Here is a 21,923-nt window from a genome sequence, read left to right as displayed (position 1 = left end):
CTTACACCTAAACAACTACAACATTTTACGCAATTTAATGATTTCCATGGCAATTTTTGCAGCAGTGACATAATCACTTCGTCTCACTGCATCTTTTTCTTCGACTTGTTTTTCTTTTATCTTTAACAATTTTTCATATTTCAACACTTGATTTATACAATCGGTCAGTTCTTTATCGGTAACTTCCTCATTCACTGACATCATTTCTATTTCCGAAACGATCCTTCTCAAGTTTGGATCCGGTAAATAAGTAAGGAAAAAGCTTGTATCCGGTTCGTGTCCATCTTCATAGAACGCATATAAATAGGTGATGATTGCCTGATGTTCGTCTACATGAAAGACCGTTTGCCCAAGCAACTGCTGAATCTTGAAAGTCATATCCCTGCTTTTGAGCATATGGGCAATCAACTTCGTTTCAGCATTATGGTGAGCAGGCTTTAATTTATGCTCATATTGCAGTTCCATTTTCTTTTGGGCTGCAGGCTGCGGCAATGTCCCCTTCTTACGTTCTGTAAAGAACACTTGTCGCTGCTGCTGCTCCAGCGCATCCAATGACAGGGAAAATTCAGATGATAACTGCCGTAGATAATGGTCCCTCTCCACTGCATTGGGCAATCGCGAAATTTCTTTAAGGACTTCTTCGATATATTGAATTCGATCTCCTTCATTATTTACATTTTTCCCTCGGCGCAAATAATGCATTTTGAATGCCATGTAGGTTAAACTGGCCCCTATTACTTCAGAAACAAAGCTTTTTTCACCGAATTCCTTTATGTAGTCATCGGGGTCCAAGTTATCAGGCATGAGAGCGACCTTCACTGAAAAGTCGTGTTCCTGTAACATATTAACAGCACGATTGGCAGCGTTCAATCCAGCAGAGTCCGAATCGTAGCAAATAAGTATCTGGTCAGTATTTCTTTTTAATAGCTGGATATGCTGATCCGTCAAGGCAGTCCCCATCGTAGCGACTGAATTCTCAACACCGGCACGCACAGCTGAAATACAATCGGCAAAGCCTTCAAAAATAACGACTTGTTCTTTCTTCCGTATGTGAGGTCTTGCATGATGAAAATTATATAGAGTTTTACTTTTATTAAAGATTGGCGTTTCAGGACTATTCAAATATTTGGGCTCATCGTCCCCCATCGCTCTGCCTGAGAACGCAATCGTATTTCCTTGATGATCCATAATTGGAAACATGACTCTATTTCTGAAACGGTCAAAATATGACTCGTCTTTTTCCCTGAAAATTATAAGCCCTGCCTGCTCCATATATTCCGGTGGAAAACCACGTTTTAAAAGAAACTTGGAAACGAAGTCCCATGAATCCAACGAATAACCAATTTGGAACTTTTCTATCGTCTCTTCAGTAAACCCTCGTTTAAGTAGATATTCGAGAGCATCCTGACCTTCCTTCGTATTAACGAGGAGGTGATGATAAAATTTTCGCAGCAGGTCGTGGGCTTCAACCATTTGCTGCGAGCCAGCAGGCATGTTAGAACGCTTGGAATCTTTATTAATTTCAACATCCAAAGGAACATTTCCTTTTTCAGCTAAAACTTTTGCAGATTCCACAAAATTGTAGCCTTCTATATCCATTAAGAAGGTAAAAATATTTCCGCCTGCCCCACAACCAAAACAGTGAAAGATTTGTTTTTCCGTTGAAACGGAAAACGAGGGCGAGTTTTCACCATGAAAAGGACAAAGGCCAAAGTAATTCCGCCCCTGTTTCTTCAGCTGTACATACTCTCCAATTAAATCAACAATGTCTACAGCTTCGCGAATTTGGTTAATTTTTTCATCTTCTATACGGCCATTTATCATTTTTCCACCTTGCTATATTGGTGATAGTTTCTAATTCGATACTGATTCCTAATTCCCTGCAATGTTCGACAAAGTTTTCAAAAGTTTATTTGTAAAACATGTACGATCTTCCTTTGTGAATGCTTTCGGCCCCTTCGTATGTTTACCCTGTCTGCGGAGTTTCGCCGATTGATAACGCATATCCAAGAGCATGAAAATATTCTCGTCCGTGTATTCTTTTCCCCTTGGTGAAAGAACATAAACGCTTTTGGGAAGTAAGGTTCCAGCCAACCCAATATCTGCAGTAACGACAATATCACCCTTTTTTACTGAATTAACTATATAAAGATCAGCCGCTTCTTTGTCTGCATCGACATACACCCATTTTCCTTCAGGGTTATTCATCATATTTTTGTATGATGCAACAAAACAGACTTCGACATCGTGTATTCGTGCACAATGAAGGATCTCGTCTTTCACCGGACATGCATCGGCATCGACGTGTATGGTAGGTTTATTCATACCTTTAAATTCTACATCTTTCTGCATAATCCTTTTTCTCCCCTAAACTTTATGAAGATATCATGAATTTTTAGCATTGGTTCAGAGAACTTTCAAAAAGAGCAAACATTATTCTCCAAAGAATATATCTGCATATTTAAGTGAAATTGCTGCTTTGTCATGAATCAGAGGCGGTTCATTTAAAATTATACGGAACATGTCGAATTATTTTTATGATAAAAACCTTGACATCTCATTAACCTTTAGTTTATTCCTTATTAATTAAGTCTAAACCTTAAGATTACTTTTTTCTCACAATTTTTTATTATAGTCTATTTAATTAGAAGATGCCAACATTTAAATTCCAATCGTGTTTTCATTCAAATCAATGGGTTTGCATTTGGAAATGAAGCGGAATTATATGTAATTATTTCTAATTTTGTTTGCTATTTCCCAAAAGGACCTTAGCATTAAAATGTGAGCTGACACATAAAGTGTCTAGCTCACATTTTTGTTTACCTTAATTGTAAGAATAAAATAAAAAAACATCCATCAACGATCTTTGTTTTGAAGGATATTGATGATCAAATTGGCTGTTTCCTCCACAGCTTTATTCGTTACATCAATAATAGGACAGTTCAATCTAGATATGATTGTATCAAAGTATGTCAGTTCTTCCTTAATTCGCTCCACATTTGCGTAAATCGCATGATCATTGAGCCCCAGTGACTTTAACCGTTCTTTGCGAATGTGGTTCAACTTTTCCGGACTGATCTTTAAACCAATGCATTTTTCAGGAGGAACAAGGAAAAGCTCTTCCGGCGGTTCCACTTCAGGCACCAAAGGCACGTTGGCCACTTTATAACGTTTGTGGGCTAAATACTGTGATAGAGGTGTTTTTGAAGTGCGTGAAACACCCACAAGCACGATATCTGCACGTAAAATCCCTCTAGGGTCCCGTCCATCATCATATTTTACAGCAAATTCAATGGCTTCAACTCGTTTGAAATAATCATCATCCAGCTTTCTTACCAGACCAGGTTCATTAAGCGGTCCTTTTGGTGCTCTTTCCTGAAGGATGTCCATGAGCGGCCCTAAAATGTCATAAGCAGATAGGTTTTCTTTTTCCACCTGTGCTTGCATATACGCTCTAATAGCTGGCTTAACAAGGGTATAAGCAATGATCGCCCCATCTAATTTAGCCAGTGAAATCACTTCATCCACGTTTTGTTCATCTTCAATATACGGAATTCGCTTTATGGAAAAAGCAGACCCCGAGAACTGGCTTGCAGCCGCTTTTGTAACCAATTCCGCTGTTTCCCCTACTGAATCCGATACAACATATATAATAGAACCGTTCATATTCTCCGTCATTCCTTTTGCAAGCCCCCTAATAGCCTTCATCAGCCAAAGCTACGAATGCTTTCGTTATATTGGTTTTTGTAATTCTTCCGATCACTTCATAGCCTTTATCTGTTTCTTTTACAACCGGTAATGAGTCGATTTGTTTATCGATCAATTTTTTGGCAACATCAATCAAAAGGTCTTCTTTTGAACACATTGTAATATTGGGCATTCTAGTCATGATGATATTGACTGGAATGGAGTTAAGCTCTTGCTTCCCGATGCTCGCACGTAACAAGTCTTTCCTTGATAAGACACCTACGAGCAAGGCATGCTTATCGACAACAAACATGGTCCCTACATCTTCTAAAAACATCATGACGATCGCATCATATACGGAAATGCCCTCGTCAACAACGACAGGAATGGATTGGTAGTCACGTACATAAAGATGGTTTAGGCTGTCCGTCAAAAGCTGAGTTCCTGACCTGCCTGTATAAAAATATCCCACACGGGGTCTTGCATCCAGAAAACCTGCCATCGTTAATATGGCTAGATCAGGACGAAGAGTCGCCCTTGTAAGATTCAATCTATCGGCAATATGTTCTCCAGTAATCGGACCGTTCTCTTTAACAATTTGTAAAATGAGTTCCTGACGCTTATTTAATTGGATTATAATCACCACCCCACTGCTTTCGCAGAGTAAAGTAACAAAAGTTTTTCATTTAATAATTATATACTAAATATGTAATAAAGGCATGTTTGTCCTATTGATTAACGATTTTATCTGTTTAAGAAATCGGAAACCCTTATTTTGAGGGTTTCCGATTTCCCAGACACCCTTCAATTATTAAAGGATGATTTTGTTCATGGCTGCAAAACCTGCAACCAAATCACTTATTTCCTTCATTAGGGATAAACGGTTACTACGGATTGCTTCATCATCTGCCATGACCATTGTATTCTCGAAATATGACTCGATTTCCGATTGGAGTGAAATAAGCAGTTCAAACCGTTCATTCTCATTTTTAGTTTCAGTATAACGCTTTGCTATATCTTGATATTTTTCGTATAGGGCTTTTTCTTGATCATTTTCAAAAGCATTTGGATCCACTGACACTTTATTGTCACACTTTACGGCAATGTTCATGACCCGACTTAAAGCTTCCAGGCTTTCTTTAAAACCTGCTTCGTCTTTTTTCGCCTCCAAGACGTGTCCACGTTCTACGATAGAGTGTATAAAACCGATCTCATTGAACAGAACTGCGTCAATCAAATCGTAACGGATCTGCTGTTCTTGTAGTAAATGCTTGACCCTTGCTTTAAAGAAAGTGAACATATCCGCTTTAACTTCCTCAAGATCGCGTTTTAAGATGTTCTTTGATACAAGTCCCTTAAGGCCTAAAACAATAAGCTCTTCTAAAGATATATTCCATTTCTTCTCGGCTAGAATTTGAACGACACCACTGGCCTGCCTTCTTAAAGCATATGGATCCTGGGAACCTGTCGGTATGACACCAATAGCGAAGAATGACGCCAAAGTATCCATTTTTTCAGCTAAACTAACAACCGCTCCAATGACTGAAGGCGGCACATCGTCATCCGCATGTCTCGGCATATAGTGTTCATTGATTGCCGCGGCCACTTCTTTGGCTTCTCCCTTTAGGAGTGCATATTTCTCACCCATGTAACCTTGCAATTCAGGGAATTCATAAACCATATTACTCACCAAATCAAATTTGGCAATTTCTGCTGCACGCAGTGCCATTTCTTTTTCTGCCTTTAAATTCAGAGCATCCGCCAGGTCACCGGTCATTGCAGTAACTCGGGCAGTTTTCTCGGCCAACGTACCGATTTCTTCATGATAAACGATACTGTCAAGCTTTTTCAAAGCATCTGAAATCTCTTTTTTCTGATCTTCTTTATAGAAGAATGCTGCATCCGAGAGGCGGGCGCGCAATACTTTTTCATTTCCTTTAGAAACCTTATCCAAATGACGATCATCCCCGTTACGCACCGTTACAAAGAAAGCAAGTAACTTGCCGGCTTGATCTTTAACCGGGAAATAACGTTGGTGTTCCTTCATCGAAGTGATCAGTACCTCTGCAGGAAGCTCAAGGAATTCTTCTTCAAAATGTCCAAATAACGCCGTTGGATACTCTACCAAATTATTGACTTCTTCAAGCAGTTCTTCATCAACTGGGATGATCCAGCCTTTTTCCTGCTCAAGCTTTTTAATTTGATCTAAAATAACTTGTCGGCGTTTATCAGTATCCACCATGACAAATTGTTTACTTAATGTTTCTTCGTACTGTGCCGGCTCTTCGATGATTGCGTTATCACCCAAGAAACGATGTCCCTTCGTTTCACGGCCCGTTTCCACGTCAGCGATGGTAAATGGCACTACCTCATTACCGAACAAGGCAATTAGCCATTTAATCGGCCGGACGAAGCGGAGCTCTTGATTGGCCCAACGCATATTTTTCGGGAACGTCATGCCGCTGATGATTTCAGCAAGCTCAGACAAAAGCTGAACAGTCGGCTGTCCTTTAATGAATTTATTCACATGGACATATTCAACACCCTTAAGTTCTTTAAAATAAATATCCTCTGAAGTCATCCCTTGACCCCTGACGAATCCCAAAGCCGCTTTAGACCAGTTGCCTTCGCTATCCAAAGCGATTTTCTTAGCCGGTCCTTTTGCTTCTTCTTCGATATCCTTTTGCGATTCTTCCACGTCTTTCACCAATATGGCCAAACGTCTTGGTGTTGAAAAAGCTTCAACCGTTCCGAATTCAATCGCTTTTTCCGTTAGCCATTTCTGCACTTTATCTGACAACTGTTTCATGGATGCTGTCACAAAACGAGCCGGCAACTCTTCCAATCCAATTTCCAATAACAAATCACGCTTGCTCATTTGTATTCTCCCCTTTCAATTTTAGTATCGGGAAGCCTAATTTTTCCCGCTCCTCATAGAAGGTTTTGGCAACCTTACGCGCTAAGTTACGGCACCGAGCAATATATCCGGTTCTTTCCGTCACCGAGATGGCACCTTTGGCATCCAAAAGGTTAAAGGTATGTGAGCATTTCAAAACATAATCATAGGCTGGATGTACAAGCCCTTCTTCCATTTGGCGATGTGCCTCCTTTTCATACATTGTGAAAAGTTGAAACAGCATATCAAGGTCCGATGTTTCAAACGTATATTTTGAGTGCTCATATTCCGGCTGTCCAAAAATATCACGTACTGTGAATCCTTCTGTCCATTCGAGGTCAAATACGTTTTCCTTATCTTGAATGTAAGAAGCAAGACGTTCGATCCCGTATGTAATCTCCACAGAAACCGGCTTACACTCAAGACCGCCTACTTGTTGGAAATATGTAAATTGTGTAATTTCCATACCATCAAGCCAAACTTCCCAACCAAGACCAGCACATCCTAGTGATGGATTTTCCCAATTGTCCTCTACAAAGCGAATATCATGTTCAAGTGGATTAATCCCTAATGCCCGCAGTGAATCCAAATATAATTCTTGAATATTATCTGGTGACGGCTTCATGATCACTTGGAATTGATGATGCTGATACAGCCGATTAGGATTCTCACCATAACGGCCGTCTGCCGGACGGCGTGATGGCTCCACGTAAGCAACGCTCCAAGGCTCAGGTCCAATGGCTCTAAGGAACGTATATGGGCTCATCGTTCCAGCCCCTTTCTCGACATCATAAGCATTCATTAAGATGCAGCCCTGTTCAGACCAATGCTTTTGTAACGTTAAAATCATATTTTGAATATTCATCGTACACCTCCAGGTTATTTAAAACGGCTCTTTGAAAAATTCGGGAACGGAATTCATACACTTTTTTGCAAACAAAAAACTCCCGTCCCTATGCGAAATGCATAGGGACGAGAGTTTACCCGCGGTTCCACCCTAATTGCCGTTTATAAAACGGCCTCTTTTCAAAGCAATATGCTCCGGAAACGCCCTTCCCTGTAAATCCATATCCCGGCTTCCACCATCCCGGGTTCGCTTTTTATGGAGAATGACAGATACTCTTTTCCATCAACGCAATCTTCTTATTTTGATGATTAGAATTTTATACAAACTAGCATGGAATGTCAATAGGCCAGAACTTAAAACATATCTTTCATCGTATCAATCTGTTTTAGGAACTTTTTTGATTTCAAATGAAGGCCAGAATATTCCTCATAGTAAGCATCAATGATTTTTCGCAGTTCTTTTTTCGTTTCAGGCTTAACGGAAATGTTTCCGAGCCTTGATAAATCCAAATAATAAAATATCCGCAGCAATTTGACGGCTGCCGGTGAAATTTTATAATGATAGGGGTCTTTTCCCAGACAGCGATGGCAAATAAAACCCGCCTCCCGAAGCGAGAATGAGAATTCCCCTTCCGTTTCGCCACAAACAGCACATTGATCAAGCACCGGGTTAATCCCGTTGACGGGAAGCATTTTCATTTCAAAAATGAATTTCAAAACCTCTGCGTCATATTCTTCGTTTATGTAATGCAAGGTTTGCGAAAGCAATTCATACAAATATGGATTCGGTTTCTTATCATCGACACTTTTATCAAGCAATTCAACAATGTAAGAAGCATAGGCAGTGGCAAAAAGATCCTCCCTAATGAAACGAAGCGAGTCGACCATTTCCCCTTGCTGAAGACTTCCGAGTCCGGTAGATGTTGTTACAAGAAAATACCCGGAGCAAAAAAGCTGGGTGACGGCAGAAAGCCTACTGTTAGGTTTACTGGCTCCTCTAGCCATCACACCAATTTTTCCTAGCTCACGGGTATATATAGTAATGATTTTATTATTTTCTCCATATGCAGTTCGCCTTATGACAATGCCTTCACATTTTTGGAGCACCAAGACACCACCCATGCTGCCAAGACTAACCTATGAAACAGGAAAATCAATTTCTGCTAGCTCTTCTTTCAATACCAAGGGTCTTTCCTGTCTTTCGACTTCTATCTCCTTAAACAGCAAATAGGTGTCCACATTACCTGTTTCACTAAATAATTCCCAGGTAAAATCCAACATATAAAGCCCACCTTTCATTTTTAACTAGCAATATGAATATCCGACCATATGATTAGCTTGACCGTTTTCCAAACTTTCATGAAGCGTAAATTTTGCTAATTAATACTCGCTCTCATTGAAACCATAATCGCGAAGCTGGCTGGCCTTGTTACGCCAATCCTTCTGTACCTTGACCCACAGTTCCAAGAATACCTTCGAGCCCAGTAAGTTCTCTATGTCCACTCTCGCACGGCTCCCGACTTCTTTAAGCATTTTCCCTTGCTTTCCGATGACGATGCCTTTTTGTGAATCACGCTCTACAACAATCGTCGCCATTACATTTATGGTATCGCTGTTATCCATTTTTTTAATTGAATCGATGACAACGGCCACTGAATGCGGAATTTCTTCACGTGTCAGGTGCAGTACCTTTTCGCGGACCAATTCGGAAATGATAAAACGTTCCGGATGGTCGGTCACTTGGTCAGCTGGATAAAACTGTGGACCTTCAGGCAGGTGATCCTTTATTTGGGCAAGCAGTGTATCGACATTATTTCCTTCAAGCGCAGAAATCGGAACGACTGCCGCAAAAGGGTATAGTCGTTGGTATTTTTCAATGATTGGAAGCAGATCGTCCGGGTGCATCGCATCGATTTTGTTTACAACAAGGAAAACAGGCGTTTTTACGGTTTGAAGTTTTTCAATGATAAACTCGTCACCACGTCCGTATCCTTCGGTCGCATTGATCATGAAGAGAATCAAATCGACCTCTTTCAATGTATTCGTTGCCACTTTCATCATAAAGTCGCCAAGTTTATGCTTTGGTTTATGGATGCCCGGTGTATCAATGAAAATCATTTGTGAATCGTTTTGCGTCAGGACACCCTGAACCTTATTTCTAGTAGTTTGCGGTTTATCACTCATGATGGCAATTTTTTGACCGATAACCCTGTTCAGAAACGTGCTTTTTCCGACATTAGGTCGGCCAATAATCGAAATGAAACCTGATTTGTAACCTTTTGCTTGTGTATCGTCAAATAATTTATCCATTTAAATCCTCCGGTGAAAAAGCTCCTGGAAGCAATTCCTGTACTGTTAGTTCTTTTATATCCCCATTTAAGTTGGTCAAAACAACCGGCATATCCTGTTCGCACAGTTCTGAAATAACCTGCCTGCACGCCCCGCATGGAGATACGGGACCATCGGTATCTGCCACGACTGCAAGTTTAGTGAATGTTTTATCGTTATGGGCATACGCGCTGAATAAAGCGGTCCTTTCGGCGCAATTACACATGCTGTATGCAGCATTTTCTATATTACAACCATGATAGACCTTTCCATCCGCGGTTAAAAGGGCTGCGCCCACTTTAAATTTGGAATAAGGCACATAAGCTTTTTCCCTTGCTTTTTTAGCTTCCTCAATCAATTCATTCGTATTCAATTCACATCGTCCTTTCAAATTGAGTACCATTTTTGCCACCTACAGGCCAAACTTAGGCAAAAAGATAATTAAACCAACTATTATAGAAAATATAGCATATATGAATACAGCTCCGGCTGCAATATCTTTTGCCTGCTTGGCGAGTGGATGGATTTGATCCGTTACCAGGTCTACTACCCTTTCAATCGCTGAATTAACTAGCTCTAGCGTAATAGTCCCGGCAATGGCTGCCAAAATGAAGAGCCATTCCATCCCATTCAATGAAAAGTACCAGCCAAAGAAAACGACGATTGCCGTTAACGCGAAATGAATCTTAATATTGCGCTCCGTTCGTACTGCCTCCAAAATTCCCTGACAGGCAAAAGAGAAACTTTTTAATAAAGGATACCTTTTTTTATCCTTCTCTTGAAAGTCCATATTCTTCCAAGATCTCCTTTTGTTTAGTGAACATCACTTTTTCCTCTTCTTCATTCATGTGATCGAAGCCTAATAAATGCAGAAAACCATGCAGCGCTAAAAATCCAAGTTCACGGTCAAAAGAATGACCATATTCTTCAGCCTGCTCTTTCGTCCGCTCAATGGAAATGATGATATCGCCTAACATGCGAGGCATTTCCGCGCCGACAATTTCCACTTCATCTTCACCCATTTCTTCAAGTGCAAAAGAAATGACATCTGTAGCTGAATCTTTATGACGATATTCTTTATTGATTTCCCGAATTCTCTCATTGTTTACAAATGTGACAGACAACTCGGTATCTATTTCAATGTTTTCTTTTTTTGCTGCAAATTGCAGAATGCTTTCAACAAGTTGCTGAGCTTCTTCCGTTACTTCGTTCGTTTCATCCAATAAATCGATTTCTAAAATCATTCTTTCACCTTCTGTCATAATTTATCCGGCTCCGGATATTCAATCCTGGAGTGGAAGATACCATTCAGCGATTCACATAAGGAATGCTTCACGATACTCAATTCTCTCATAGTAATGTCACATTCATCAAATTGACCATCTTGAATCCTGTCCTGAATAATGAAACTTACCAATTCTTCAATCTTATCCGGAGTTGGGTGCTGCATCGATCTCACTGCAGCTTCCACACTATCGGCTATGCCTATGACGGCTACTTCCTTCATTATCGCCCTCGGCCCAGGATAGCGGTAAGCTGCCTCCAGTGTGGTCTCATCCTCCTTTTTTGCCTTATGGTAGAAAAATTTCAATAAAGTGGTCCCATGATGCTGCTCTGCAATATCCACAATCTCTTTCGGGAATTTATGACTGCGCAACATCTCCCCGCCATCGACGGCATGGGCAATGATGATATCCTTGCTCGTTTCCGGCAGGAGCCGATCATGAGGATTCTCCGCATTCATCTGGTTTTCGATAAAAAAATGAGGCCGCTTCGTTTTACCGATATCATGATAATAACTGCCAACCCTTGCCAGCAATCCATTTGACCCGATGGCTTCACATGCAGATTCCGCCAAATTGGCGACCATGACACTATGATGATAAGTCCCTGGAGCCTCAATCAAGATTTTCCGCAGTAAAGGATGATTAGGATTTGCAAGTTCAATGAGCTTCATGGATGACAAGATTCCAAAACCAGCCTCGAAAAACGGTAACAAGCCCATTGTCAAAACCGCTGAACCCACTCCAGAGCCAATGGCAGCAAGAGCATAATACAAATACTCCATTCTAGTATAATGGCCGTCCATAATAAAGATGAGTGAATATACAAAGGCCATATTTATTAAAGACAATAGCAACCCTGCAACAAGTACCTTTGATTTGAAATTAGGCCTAGATAAGATGATGATTGCCGACAATCCACCGAAAATGATAAAAAGCCCCATCGAGAAATCCAAATTGCCAGGTGTATCACCATTAAATATAATCGTACCATACGAACCTAACAATATGATCATGGCTACCGCCAACTTATCATTCAATAATATCTTGATGAGCATCGCCGCCATCGCACCCGGGAAGACGTATTCCAAATTCGAGTTTTTCAGGTCTGCAAGAATGCTGACCGTTTTCATTGTAGCCATTGAAAGGATAAAGACAAGGCTGAAGATCAATAATTGATTATACTTGTTATCCTTTTTGGAAATGGAATAGTAGAAAAAGTAATAAAATGCGGTAAATGTCAGAAAGATGAATAGCAGCAATCCAATATACGGGTAAATCGTAGACTCCGTATTTAAAAAACCTGCAAGTTCAAGCTGCCGGTATACATCCCTATCCACTAACTGATTTTCTTCAACAATGATCTGACCTTGGAGGATCCTGATGGGCTCCACGCTTTCGATGGCTTTCCTTCGCTGTTCCTCTGTTTTATCCTTATCGAAAAACACATTCTGAATGATTGCCGTACGGGCAAGGGAATTAGAGGCTTTTTTCATATCGCTGCTTATGCTCATATAGCCCAATTCCTCTACTACCTTTTTCTTGGCATTTTCGACGTCACTGGCTGCGATCCTGGAGCTCATCACATTATTCACGGCAGTTATGGTTGAATCCTTCGCTATTTCCAACTCATCTTCATCCGCCTGCACTAAAGCAAGGAAGACGGATTCTTCAATATTTTTATTGACTTCATCTGTCAATTTTTCTTTTAAAATGGAAACCTTTTGGGCATCCGTCTTTATGGTCTCCTTTTTATTTTCCTTACCCTCATCTTTTTTATGATCTTTATCGGGGTCCGTTTCTTTATTCACCTCGATAGCTGAATCGAAAATGGATGAGATCAGATCGACTTTATTTTTCGCATATTCTTTTTTTAAAGTATATACATCCGCCACTTGTTTTGAAATCTCTTCTTTTTCTTGTTCCGTCTTATAGGTATCCTCCACTGTCTTGGTTGAGCGGATGGTTTGTTCCGCAGGCTTGAAAAGCTCTACCTGGACCCTTTCCGGTTTAACGTTTGAAAACATTAACGCATAAGCAAACAAACCAAGTATGATAAACAAAAGCACCTGAAAAAAGCGATGGACCAATAGCCCTTTTATTTTAGTGAAAAATTTCTGGATTCGATTCAAGGAAGGTCCTCCTAAAAAAATGATGTTTATTATTCTAGATATGTAAAATCATAACAGTTTTTATGTAAATTTTCACCTTCGTATTGATAAATGTAAAGCTTCTTTCGTTCCATTACCACTTTTACCCAAAAAAGGTATGTCATTCTAGACACATCGCGAAAAATCCGCCGATTGAAAATGGCGGATTTTTTCTTATTCCTTTGCCTGCTCGTAAGCAGTAATGATTTTGGCAACAAGCGGATGTCTTACTACATCACTTTGTTCAAAATAAACAAAGGAAAGTCCTTTAACATTCTTCAAGATCTCTTCTACCCGTACCAAACCTGACTTCATGCCTTTCGGAAGGTCAATCTGGGTCCGATCTCCCGTAATGACCATTTTTGAACCGAAACCAAGCCGGGTCAAGAACATCTTCATTTGGGCTTCCGTCGTATTTTGGGCCTCGTCCAAAATGACAAAGGCATCTTCAAGCGTACGGCCCCTCATATAAGCCAGAGGAGCTATTTCGATCGTTCCACGCTCTATCATCCTTAGGGTCTGTTCCATCCCAAGAAGATCATGGAGAGCGTCATACAGCGGCCTTAGGTACGGATCTACCTTTTCTTTCAGATCACCCGGCAGAAAACCTAGGCTTTCGCCCGCTTCTACGGCAGGACGTGTCAGGATGATTCGTTTAACATGTCCATTTTTCAATGCATTGATCGCCATCACTACAGCCAGATAGGTCTTCCCTGTTCCAGCAGGTCCAATCCCAAATACCAGGTCCTGTTTCTTTATAGCTTGGATATAGTATCTCTGCCCGATTGTTTTGACCTTAATGGATTTCCCCTTAGCGGTTTTCGCTATTTCCTCATCATACAATTCACCGAAATACTCCAAGGTACCTTTTCTAGCCAATTCAATCGCATAAAGCACATCTCTCGAACTGATTGCAATTCCTTTTCTAATCACTGTCAATAGAGCCTTCAGGATTTCCTGCCCCATCGTTGCCCGCTCGATATCCCCGGCAACACTCACCGCTTCACCTCGGGTAATGACGGAAATTCCAAGTTCCTCTTCAAGCACCTTTACATTTGAATCCCCATTGCCCAATAAAGCGATCGCTTCATTAGGTGATTCTATTTCCAGCTTAATTACTTTCACATCATCTGTCATCCGTTAGTCTCCTTGAATGATTGGCTGTCCAATCGCTATATCTTCAATAACTTGGTAATGTATAGATAATTTAACTTTACCATTCTCCATGCTTTCGTGCAAAATTTTTTCTCCGGCGATTTCATCTTCCTCGTCCAGATGTTTTTCCAATTCTGCTTTAGCCATTTTTCGCCCTTCCTTCACCGCTTCTTCCTTCGTATAACTTCGAACAATATCTTCCTTGCTCCTTAAGGTCACCTGTTTATAGGAAATGGGCAATTCCCATTGAAGAAAGTGAAATGGCCTCACTGTCGTTTCTTTTTCCTGTTTTTTATATCCCGGATCCCTGAAGCCCCAGACAGGGAGGGAAAAGTCCCCGATTTTTAAAAAGTGCCTGCTCGTTTCATTTCCGTTAAAAACAGAAAACTTGGTTTTTAACGGAACTTCCACTTTCGCCTTATACCACGTTTTCCCTTTTATTACTCCCTGTGCAGATACAATTTCCTGTTTATCCTCTTTTCCAATCAGGCCTGAAACAAGAAGCTGTCCTTTTCCTACATAATCATTTACATTTACTTTAGATTGTCCTTTTTCAACGAACATATCAGTGATGATCGCTTTTTTGGAAGCTACCAAATTCTGCGGAGATGTTTTCTCGACTTCTTTCGGCTGCCGTTTTTCAACGACGCGGAAATGGTACGTCGTTCCCTTGAGCTCGACCCCTACCCAGGTCAATGCACCAATCCGGTCCGACAGCTTACGCTGAATTGTATCCACATCATCAACAAAGAATTGCACTTTACCGATCTTCACACCCATCTTGTCCAATTCTTTTCGGATGGCATGCTCGGTTGCCGGCTTGGCATCTTGCACCTCGATCCCCCATACCATATTGGAAAGGACAAAAATACAAAGAAGGAAGGCAATGAGACCCACTAAAAACCCGCTGTTTTTCATCACTCTCTTCATCAGGAAAGGGACACCCTTTCCCTGCATGAATTTTACTTTACAGTCGCTCTTACGCATGACCTGGCGGAGTTTCGGGATATCCCTGACCTCCATATGGAAAATTAGGGCTTCGCTGCCGACGCGCTTCACATCCCAGACATGAAGCCCTCTTCTCGTCAGCATATTAATCAGCCGTTCCGCACCTTTACCATAAGCCTTCACTTTAACATAGCCTGTATAATAGTTTGTCCATTGGTTTTTCATGGAGACCTCCCGGGATCATTCATTGATAAAATAAACCTTGTCAATTTTGCCTTCGAGCATGATTTCTTCAGGCAAGATGGTCTTTATGACAAAGGCGTTTCCCTTTATCAGCAACTGACCAGTTTTCAGCATCAATCGTACTTCGCTGTCAGTAAAAGCCAATAAGCCACGATGGTTTTCAATATAAATATGTAATTGTCCGATCATTGTAATTCGCGGCAGGTCCATCATGACATCTTGCGGAAGGTCCATTGTTTTGGTCATAAGCTGTTTCATTTTTTTTCCCCAATTCCGTGCCATAAAAAAGAACCCCCTTTCATCTCAATGTATGAGATGAAAGAGGGTTCTAGCACAAAATTATATCTGAACGGAAGTCTATTTTTTCAAGCATAAAATACGAGTTGAAAAAGCCCGCTGGCGAATTATCTTCTAGACCTCTGAAGACTTCGCTTCGCCCTTGGCGGTCCCAACACTTCAGACATGATGATGCCATCAATCAGCTGCTTTTTGCCAAAAGACGGTCCCTTCCGGTAAACAGGACTGCTGGTATCAGATATCGCTGATGTGATTTTATCAGCCTTCGCTTTTTGATATAAACGCTCTTGGTCGTACTTCTGCTGAAGCCGTCTAAGTTCTGCAATCCTTTTGTTCGCTTCGTTCTTCGTTTCATCCATTACATCCATTACTTCAACAGCCTGCGTTGCCTGCGGTTCAGGTTTCCTGACAGGAGCAGGTGCAGGCCTTTGCTGCTGATTCCCTTGCCCCATTTCACCTTGAAGCTCCCGCATGACCTCCTGCCATTTCTTTTTCGGAGGAGTGTTAGGATCATTTTGCTGTTGCTGCTTTTTTTTACCTAACATGGACGATAAAATACCGATCAAGACAATGATAAGGAATGGGTTTTTGAGAAAGAAATCAATAAAATCTCCCATTTAGAGACCTCCCTTCCCCAATCTAATTATTATGGTTGTTATTGTTGTTATCTTTTGGATTATCGGATATTTTACTGATGGAATCACGCATATCCGTATCAGCCGTTATATTTTGGATATTCATATAATCCATCACTCCAAGGTTTCCGCTTTTCAGCGCATCGGCCATGGCCAATGGAACTTCCGCTTCGGATTGGACAACCTTCGCTCTCATTTCCTGAACACGGGCAACCATTTCCTGTTCAAGGGCAACAGCCATCGCACGGCGTTCTTCAGCCTTTGCCTGGGCAATTTTCTTATCAGCCTCGGCTTGGTCCGTCTGTAGGATGGCCCCGATGTTTTTCCCGATATCCACTTCGGCGATATCAATGGAAAGAATTTCGAATGCCGTTCCTGAATCCAATCCTTTTGATAAAACCGTTCTTGAAATCAAATCAGGGTTTTCCAGGACATCCGTATGCATTTTCGAAGCACCGATTGTTGATACGATCCCTTCCCCTACACGGGCAATGATCGTCTCTTCACCAGCACCACCGACTAGGCGTTCAATATTGGCACGGACCGTAATCCTGGCCTTCGCTTTCACTTCGATCCCATTCATCGCCACACCAGAGATGAATGGAGTTTCAATCACTTTTGGGTTAACGCTCATTTGAACGGCTTGCAGAACATCACGGCCGGCAAGGTCAATAGCCGCACCCCGTTCGAAAGGTAACACGATATTGGCACGTTCTGCCGCAATTAATGCATTCACGACGCGATCGACGTTACCGCCTGCAAGGTAATGACTTTCCAATTGATTCGTTGAAACATTGATGCCAGCCTTATGGGCCTTAATAAGAGGATTGACAACCCTGCTTGGTATAACACGGCGAAGCCTCATTCCCACTAATGTAAATATACTGATTTTGACTCCTGCCGCTAAGGCGGAAATCCATAACATTACTGGTACGAATGTGAAAAACACTGCCAATACGATGATAGCAGCAATCACTGCCAGTACAATAAATATCGTTCCTGAAGTTATCACTTAATGATTCATCCTTCCTGTATCTCTTAATTTTAATTTGATTCCGGAATTTCCCGGACGACTACCCTTGATCCTTCAACTTTAACAATAATGATTGACGAACCTTTGGAAATAAAGCTTCCTTCGGTCACGACATCCACTCTTTCTTCTTTGACCAAGGCTGTTCCTGAAGGCCTCAAATCTGTAAGGGCCTTCCCTTCTACACCTAGTAAATCCAAACGATTAGGATTGCTGACATACCCTTGTTCCGTTTTTGTTGCATCGGTTAATATCATTTTCCTGAAAAATTTCATCTGTTTTCCAAACACCTTTACAAGTAGGATGAATACCAAAATGGATACGGTGACCGCAATTAGCAAGGATATCGTCATATGGACCGGATCTCCTGTTGCGAGGAACAGACTCCCCACAATCGCTGTAAACCCGAGCAGCCCGATAATCCCCCCAGGGATAAAAAATTCAATCAGTACAAGAATGACCCCAATGATGAACATAGCTAACGATTCGTATCCGGTGATACCGGCGACAAGATGACCATAGAAGAATAAGACAAGACTGGTGATTCCAATGACCCCCGGAATACCAAAACCGGGTGAAAATAATTCCATCACAATCCCGATTCCCGCTATCGTTAATAAAATCGGAACGACGATCGGGTTGGTCAAAAAGCGGGCAAGTTTCTCAGGAAAGCTTTCTTCGATTGACCGAATATCAGCATCCTCAACTCCAAGTATACTATACAGCTCAGCTTTCCCAGAGACGGTGCCTTCACTATAGCCTGCCTTTTTTGCCTGTTCAGCTGTAAATGTCAACAACTTCCCTTTTTCCGCTCCATATTCGGGTAGATCGATGTCAACATCCGCCATCGCCTGGGCGTAGATGGGATCACGTCCATTTTGTTCAGCAGCTGTCTTCATGGCAGCTAACCAATAAGATTGCGCTTTCTTACCTGCAGCGTTCCCTGCTGAATCAATCACAGCCGCAGATCCCATGGTGGCACTCGGAACCATATAGATCTCATCTGCACTTAGAGAAATGTATGCCCCTGCAGATAAAGCCCTGTTATTGACGTAGGCGACTGTCTTGATTGGTGAATCCGAGAGTAACTTTGCAATTTCCCCTGCTGCATCCACAGCACCTCCAGGGGTATTCACCTCGAAAACGACAAGATCTGCATCAGCTGCTTCAGCTGTGGTCAGCGCGCGTTCCAAAAAGGCCGAGAGTCCCTTTTCCACCGTTTCTTCTATTGGTACATGGTAAACGATCTTCTCGCTTGCAGATACCGGCGATCCCCCAAAAGAAGACATGGTGAACAGCAATCCAAATAAGAGTACAGATAAATAACGCCAAATTTTCAACGGAACGCCCCCTTTCCCGTATTAAACGCGGTAAGTGCCTCCAGTATTCAGGTGGAGAACCTACCAGTAAATTCAGCACGCAACTAAAATTCGAATAAGGAGCAAATGAAGCAACCCTTTACCCTGTTCTTTAGTTATTACGTATGTATATGAGAAAGGTTTCAAAAAAAGCTAATAAAATTAAAAGTGCCCTATTATCTTGGGCTTCGTTTCAATAATATACGCATAAAAATCATGAAATACACAAAAACCACAGGCAATTTGCCTGCGGTTAGGTTTCGAGTTTTAAGTTTAGAGTTTAAGATAGATGTTGTTGTACTAATTTGTTTACTAGTGAACCATCCGCTTTACCTTTAACTTTAGGCATTAAAGCTCCCATAACTCGGCCCATATCTGCTTTGGATGTTGCATTGACTTCTTCAATCGTTTGTTTAACGATATTAGAAATGTCTTCTTCTGAAAGTTGCTCAGGCATATATGCCTCTACGTATACTAGTTCGGTGCGGACTTTATCCACGAGATCTGAACGACCTGCGTTTTCAAACTCCTGGAGGGAGTCTTTGCGTTGTTTTAATTCGCGAGAGAGCACTGTCAATTCTTCATCATCTGTTAAATCTTGTCTCTGCTTCAAGGCTTCGTTTTGAATAGAAGCTTTCAGCATCCGAATAACAGATAGTTTGTCCTTTTCCTTGTTCTTCATCGCTTGTTTCATATCATTATTTAAACGCTCGAGAAGACTCATCTTTCCACCCTCTCTTAGAATTTACGTTTTCTTGCAGCTTCAGACTTTTTCTTACGTTTTACGCTTGGTTTTTCATAAAATTCACGCTTCCTAGCTTCCTGAAGCGATCCTGCTTTAGATACAGTACGTTTGAAACGACGAAGAGCATCTTCAAGCGATTCGTTTTTACGAACGACGGTTTTAGACATCTCTTTCCCTCCCTCCGAAAACAACACACTAACTCAAGTTGTCAACATGTTATACATGTACTAAACAATTATAATATATCATCTTTAACAGGTCAACCAATAAAACCAAACTTATTTTGAATATTATCATGTTATTATCATAATTTTTCACTAAACGTTTAAGAAATCCTGTTTATAGCATGTCTCCCCTTAATGGACCATAAGCTTATTATGAGGTGAGAGTCATGTATGAGCTATTTTTATTCCTTTTATTCATTGGGATATTTCTTGCAGGTATGTCGGTTTTACGAATCGGACTGTTCAATATGTCAGGTGCCGCATTAAAAACTTTCCTCTCAAAGGTAACGGATAAGCCTTGGAAAGGTTTTATCGCCGGAACCCTATTTACGGGCATCCTGCAGAGCAGCTCGGCTGTCATGGTCATGACGGTCGGTCTCGTTTCTGCAGGAAGTTTATCATTCCCGCAAACAATAGGTATTATTCTTGGAACGAATATCGGCTCCACTCTTACAGCAGAGTTCATGACCTTCTCTTTGGATCGTTGGATCATTCCCGGAGTCATCAGCGGCGCTTTCCTTTGCTTCATGCCAAAAGTATTATTGAGAAGCTTAGGGATGTCCTTGATCGGCATCTCAGCAATCTTCGCGGCGATGAGTGGTTTTAAAATGCTTTCCACACCGATCGCAGCCTATCCTTCCATTCAAACACTCATCCATTACATAGAGGGCCATATGAGTTATGCCCTATTGGCCGGGATTATAATAACGGCACTTATTCACTCAAGTTCAGCAACCATCGGGATAGCCATGAGCTTCTTAATGAATGGGGAGTTATCCGTCGCATCCGCCATCATCATCATGCTTGGTTCCAATATAGGCACCTGCATCACCGGATACATGGCCAGCATCGGTTCTGGCAGACAAGCTGCATTTACGGCTTATGCGCATATTTGGCTAAACGTCCTCGGGGTTTGTGCATTCCTTCCTTTCGTGGACATACTGGAACGAACGGCTGCCTTTTTCACCGAAAACAAGGGCATACAACTCGCCCATGCAAGTGTCATTTTCAATATCTTGACTTCTTTGGCAGTCTTGCCTATAGCACGACAATTCTCAAACTTCATTCTTTTATTGCATCGCCCTCACGTAAAAAAATAAGGACCTGACCCTAGGAAGATTAGACATGACCTAATCGCAACAGTTATCAAGGGCGGTATACGATCACAAATGTATTTTTTTATTAAATTATTTTCAAATAAGATAAACCACTCAATAAAACAGGCGGAGAAAATAATTAAATTTTCTCCGCCTGTTTTGTTTTAGGGACAGCCCCATATAAAATTAATAATCTGAGTCAGCAGTTAAGCCTTTTAAGATGGACACACCTGCACTCGCACCAATTCTCGTTGCACCCGCTTCAATCACTTTCTGGGCATCACTCGTGTTGCGGACCCCGCCTGAAGCTTTGACACCGATATCCGGGCCGACCGTTTTTCTCATAAGCGCGACATCTTCAACAGTTGCACCGCCAGTTGAAAAACCAGTTGATGTTTTTACGAAATCCGTTCCCGCTTTTACGGCCAATTCACATGCACGGACTTTTTCCTCATCAGTCAATAAAGAAGTTTCAATGATCACTTTTGAAAGAGCCTTACCAGTGGATGCCGCTACCACAGCACGAATATCCCGCTCTACCAACTCATCATCCTTGTCCTTCAATGCGCCGATATTGATCACCATATCGACTTCGTGAGCGCCATTGCAGATGGCATCTTTTGTTTCAAATGCTTTGGTTTCCGGTGTAGTTGCACCAAGAGGGAACCCGATAACCGTACAAACTTTCACTTCTGAACCTTCCAAAAGTTCGCTTGCATACTTCACCCAAGTCGGGTTTACGCATACGGAAGCAAAGTTATACTCTCTCGCTTCTTCGCATAATACCTTTATTTGCTCTTTCGTTGCATCTGCTTTTAATAACGTGTGGTCAATTAAACCTGCTACATTTTGTGACATTAATAATCCTCCTCAAAAAAACAATCTAAAACTAGTTGTACGTACCTCTTATCATACCATAGTTTATCCACTTTGACGATATATATAGTCTTTACCCTAATGTTCCAAGATAACACATCAAATAGTGGATAAAAAAAAGACAG

At 41.4% G+C, this 21,923-nt stretch carries 23 protein-coding genes and 1 other annotated feature; of the genes, 1 reads left to right on the top strand and 22 read right to left on the bottom strand.

Annotated features, from left to right (window positions below):
- Positions 1–15: 15 nt before the first annotated feature.
- The 21 genes from dnaG to rpsU all read right to left on the bottom strand — a co-directional run bounded on the left by dnaG (position 16) and on the right by rpsU (position 19,768).
- Positions 16–1,821, bottom strand: a complete 1,806-nt coding sequence (gene dnaG / locus ACQKMH_RS04355; RefSeq protein ID WP_427587505.1) for a DNA primase — start codon at positions 1,819–1,821, stop codon at positions 16–18.
- 51 nt (positions 1,822–1,872) lie between these two features.
- Positions 1,873–2,352, bottom strand: coding sequence for a YaiI/YqxD family protein (locus ACQKMH_RS04350; protein WP_230155299.1), 480 nt, complete (start codon positions 2,350–2,352; stop codon positions 1,873–1,875).
- 504 nt (positions 2,353–2,856) lie between these two features.
- Positions 2,857–3,678: a pyruvate, water dikinase regulatory protein gene (locus ACQKMH_RS04345; RefSeq protein ID WP_427586240.1), complete on the bottom strand. Its 822-nt coding sequence runs from the start codon at positions 3,676–3,678 to the stop codon at positions 2,857–2,859.
- Positions 3,679–3,694: 16 nt separating this feature from the next.
- Positions 3,695–4,333, bottom strand: coding sequence for a helix-turn-helix transcriptional regulator (locus ACQKMH_RS04340; RefSeq protein ID WP_427586239.1), 639 nt, complete (start codon positions 4,331–4,333; stop codon positions 3,695–3,697).
- Positions 4,334–4,498: 165 nt separating this feature from the next.
- Positions 4,499–6,565 carry a glycine--tRNA ligase subunit beta gene (glyS, locus tag ACQKMH_RS04335; RefSeq protein WP_427586238.1) on the bottom strand — a complete coding sequence of 689 codons (2,067 nt, stop codon included), beginning with the start codon at positions 6,563–6,565 and terminating at the stop codon, positions 4,499–4,501.
- Complete coding sequence (gene glyQ / locus ACQKMH_RS04330) at positions 6,552–7,448, bottom strand: glycine--tRNA ligase subunit alpha (protein ID WP_427586237.1); 897 nt, start codon at positions 7,446–7,448, stop codon at positions 6,552–6,554. The genes glyS and glyQ overlap by 14 nt, the downstream gene beginning before the upstream one ends.
- A 100-nt stretch (positions 7,449–7,548) precedes the next feature.
- Positions 7,549–7,725, bottom strand: a binding site (T-box leader).
- A gap of 58 nt (positions 7,726–7,783) precedes the next feature.
- The gene (recO, locus tag ACQKMH_RS04325; protein ID WP_427586236.1) at positions 7,784–8,536 is read right to left on the bottom strand and encodes a DNA repair protein RecO; all 753 of its coding nucleotides are present in this window, start codon (positions 8,534–8,536) and stop codon (positions 7,784–7,786) included.
- A gap of 30 nt (positions 8,537–8,566) precedes the next feature.
- Complete coding sequence (locus ACQKMH_RS04320; protein WP_427586235.1) at positions 8,567–8,710, bottom strand: YqzL family protein; 144 nt, start codon at positions 8,708–8,710, stop codon at positions 8,567–8,569.
- A 99-nt stretch (positions 8,711–8,809) separates the two neighbouring features.
- Positions 8,810–9,739: a GTPase Era gene (gene era, locus ACQKMH_RS04315; protein ID WP_427586234.1), complete on the bottom strand. Its 930-nt coding sequence runs from the start codon at positions 9,737–9,739 to the stop codon at positions 8,810–8,812.
- Positions 9,732–10,130, bottom strand: coding sequence for a cytidine deaminase (cdd, locus tag ACQKMH_RS04310; RefSeq protein ID WP_230155384.1), 399 nt, complete (start codon positions 10,128–10,130; stop codon positions 9,732–9,734). The genes era and cdd overlap by 8 nt, the downstream gene beginning before the upstream one ends.
- A gap of 39 nt (positions 10,131–10,169) precedes the next feature.
- Positions 10,170–10,547 (bottom strand): diacylglycerol kinase family protein, encoded by a 378-nt coding sequence (locus ACQKMH_RS04305; protein WP_063233011.1) that lies wholly within the window; start codon positions 10,545–10,547, stop codon positions 10,170–10,172.
- Positions 10,525–11,001, bottom strand: coding sequence for an rRNA maturation RNase YbeY (gene ybeY, locus ACQKMH_RS04300; protein WP_427586233.1), 477 nt, complete (start codon positions 10,999–11,001; stop codon positions 10,525–10,527). The genes ACQKMH_RS04305 and ybeY overlap by 23 nt, the downstream gene beginning before the upstream one ends.
- 14 nt (positions 11,002–11,015) lie before the next feature.
- On the bottom strand, positions 11,016–13,172 hold the full coding sequence (locus ACQKMH_RS04295; protein ID WP_427586232.1) for an HD family phosphohydrolase: 2,157 nt from the start codon (positions 13,170–13,172) through the stop codon (positions 11,016–11,018).
- Positions 13,173–13,364: 192 nt separating this feature from the next.
- Positions 13,365–14,327 carry a PhoH family protein gene (locus ACQKMH_RS04290; protein ID WP_427586231.1) on the bottom strand — a complete coding sequence of 321 codons (963 nt, stop codon included), beginning with the start codon at positions 14,325–14,327 and terminating at the stop codon, positions 13,365–13,367.
- 3 nt (positions 14,328–14,330) lie between these two features.
- Entirely contained in the window at positions 14,331–15,518 is a 1,188-nt protein-coding gene (gene yqfD, locus ACQKMH_RS04285) for a sporulation protein YqfD (protein ID WP_427586229.1), read from the bottom strand.
- Between the two features lie 15 nt (positions 15,519–15,533).
- Positions 15,534–15,818 carry a sporulation protein YqfC gene (yqfC, locus tag ACQKMH_RS04280; RefSeq protein ID WP_230155285.1) on the bottom strand — a complete coding sequence of 95 codons (285 nt, stop codon included), beginning with the start codon at positions 15,816–15,818 and terminating at the stop codon, positions 15,534–15,536.
- A 122-nt stretch (positions 15,819–15,940) separates the two neighbouring features.
- The gene (locus ACQKMH_RS04275; RefSeq protein ID WP_427586228.1) at positions 15,941–16,450 is read right to left on the bottom strand and encodes a hypothetical protein; all 510 of its coding nucleotides are present in this window, start codon (positions 16,448–16,450) and stop codon (positions 15,941–15,943) included.
- Positions 16,451–16,472: 22 nt separating this feature from the next.
- Positions 16,473–17,462: a flotillin-like protein FloA gene (gene floA, locus ACQKMH_RS04270; RefSeq protein ID WP_427587504.1), complete on the bottom strand. Its 990-nt coding sequence runs from the start codon at positions 17,460–17,462 to the stop codon at positions 16,473–16,475.
- Between the two features lie 50 nt (positions 17,463–17,512).
- Positions 17,513–18,787 carry an NfeD family protein gene (locus ACQKMH_RS04265; protein WP_427587503.1) on the bottom strand — a complete coding sequence of 425 codons (1,275 nt, stop codon included), beginning with the start codon at positions 18,785–18,787 and terminating at the stop codon, positions 17,513–17,515.
- Between the two features lie 349 nt (positions 18,788–19,136).
- On the bottom strand, positions 19,137–19,580 hold the full coding sequence (locus tag ACQKMH_RS04260; RefSeq protein WP_101222605.1) for a GatB/YqeY domain-containing protein: 444 nt from the start codon (positions 19,578–19,580) through the stop codon (positions 19,137–19,139).
- A 14-nt stretch (positions 19,581–19,594) separates the two neighbouring features.
- Positions 19,595–19,768, bottom strand: coding sequence for a 30S ribosomal protein S21 (rpsU, locus tag ACQKMH_RS04255; RefSeq protein ID WP_028391853.1), 174 nt, complete (start codon positions 19,766–19,768; stop codon positions 19,595–19,597).
- Between the two features lie 224 nt (positions 19,769–19,992).
- Here rpsU and ACQKMH_RS04250 point away from each other — a divergent pair, with 224 nt between their 5' ends.
- Positions 19,993–20,925 carry a Na/Pi symporter gene (locus ACQKMH_RS04250; RefSeq protein ID WP_427586227.1) on the top strand — a complete coding sequence of 311 codons (933 nt, stop codon included), beginning with the start codon at positions 19,993–19,995 and terminating at the stop codon, positions 20,923–20,925.
- A gap of 183 nt (positions 20,926–21,108) precedes the next feature.
- Here ACQKMH_RS04250 and deoC read toward each other — a convergent pair whose 3' ends face one another.
- Entirely contained in the window at positions 21,109–21,780 is a 672-nt protein-coding gene (gene deoC, locus ACQKMH_RS04245) for a deoxyribose-phosphate aldolase (protein WP_427586226.1), read from the bottom strand.
- Positions 21,781–21,923 lie beyond the last annotated feature (143 nt).

It is taken from the genome of Peribacillus sp. NPDC097895 (genome assembly GCF_050277555.1).
GTDB lineage: Bacteria > Bacillota > Bacilli > Bacillales > DSM-1321 > Peribacillus.
Note: the sequence above shows the minus strand (reverse complement) of the source record. Positions and strands in the feature narration are given on the sequence as shown.

What these genes read in the sequence shown, in the direction of transcription:
- ACQKMH_RS04350 (WP_230155299.1), bottom strand. Translation starts at nt 2,352, where the DNA reads ATGCAGAAAGATGTAGAATTTAAAGGTATGAATAAACCTACCATACAC.
- ACQKMH_RS04345 (WP_427586240.1), bottom strand. Translation starts at nt 3,678, where the DNA reads ATGACGGAGAATATGAACGGTTCTATTATATATGTTGTATCGGATTCA.
- glyS (WP_427586238.1), bottom strand. Translation starts at nt 6,565, where the DNA reads ATGAGCAAGCGTGATTTGTTATTGGAAATTGGATTGGAAGAGTTGCCG.
- glyQ (WP_427586237.1), bottom strand. Translation starts at nt 7,448, where the DNA reads ATGAATATTCAAAATATGATTTTAACGTTACAAAAGCATTGGTCTGAA.
- ACQKMH_RS04320 (WP_427586235.1), bottom strand. Translation starts at nt 8,710, where the DNA reads ATGTTGGATTTTACCTGGGAATTATTTAGTGAAACAGGTAATGTGGAC.
- era (WP_427586234.1), bottom strand. Translation starts at nt 9,739, where the DNA reads ATGGATAAATTATTTGACGATACACAAGCAAAAGGTTACAAATCAGGT.
- ACQKMH_RS04305 (WP_063233011.1), bottom strand. Translation starts at nt 10,547, where the DNA reads ATGGACTTTCAAGAGAAGGATAAAAAAAGGTATCCTTTATTAAAAAGT.
- ybeY (WP_427586233.1), bottom strand. Translation starts at nt 11,001, where the DNA reads ATGATTTTAGAAATCGATTTATTGGATGAAACGAACGAAGTAACGGAA.
- ACQKMH_RS04290 (WP_427586231.1), bottom strand. Translation starts at nt 14,327, where the DNA reads ATGACAGATGATGTGAAAGTAATTAAGCTGGAAATAGAATCACCTAAT.
- yqfD (WP_427586229.1), bottom strand. Translation starts at nt 15,518, where the DNA reads ATGAAAAACCAATGGACAAACTATTATACAGGCTATGTTAAAGTGAAG.
- yqfC (WP_230155285.1), bottom strand. Translation starts at nt 15,818, where the DNA reads ATGGCACGGAATTGGGGAAAAAAAATGAAACAGCTTATGACCAAAACA.
- ACQKMH_RS04275 (WP_427586228.1), bottom strand. Translation starts at nt 16,450, where the DNA reads ATGGGAGATTTTATTGATTTCTTTCTCAAAAACCCATTCCTTATCATT.
- ACQKMH_RS04265 (WP_427587503.1), bottom strand. Translation starts at nt 18,787, where the DNA reads ATGTCTTCTTTTGGGGGATCGCCGGTATCTGCAAGCGAGAAGATCGTT.
- ACQKMH_RS04260 (WP_101222605.1), bottom strand. Translation starts at nt 19,580, where the DNA reads ATGAGTCTTCTCGAGCGTTTAAATAATGATATGAAACAAGCGATGAAG.
- rpsU (WP_028391853.1), bottom strand. Translation starts at nt 19,768, where the DNA reads ATGTCTAAAACCGTCGTTCGTAAAAACGAATCGCTTGAAGATGCTCTT.
- ACQKMH_RS04250 (WP_427586227.1), top strand. Translation starts at nt 19,993, where the DNA reads ATGTATGAGCTATTTTTATTCCTTTTATTCATTGGGATATTTCTTGCA.
- deoC (WP_427586226.1), bottom strand. Translation starts at nt 21,780, where the DNA reads ATGTCACAAAATGTAGCAGGTTTAATTGACCACACGTTATTAAAAGCA.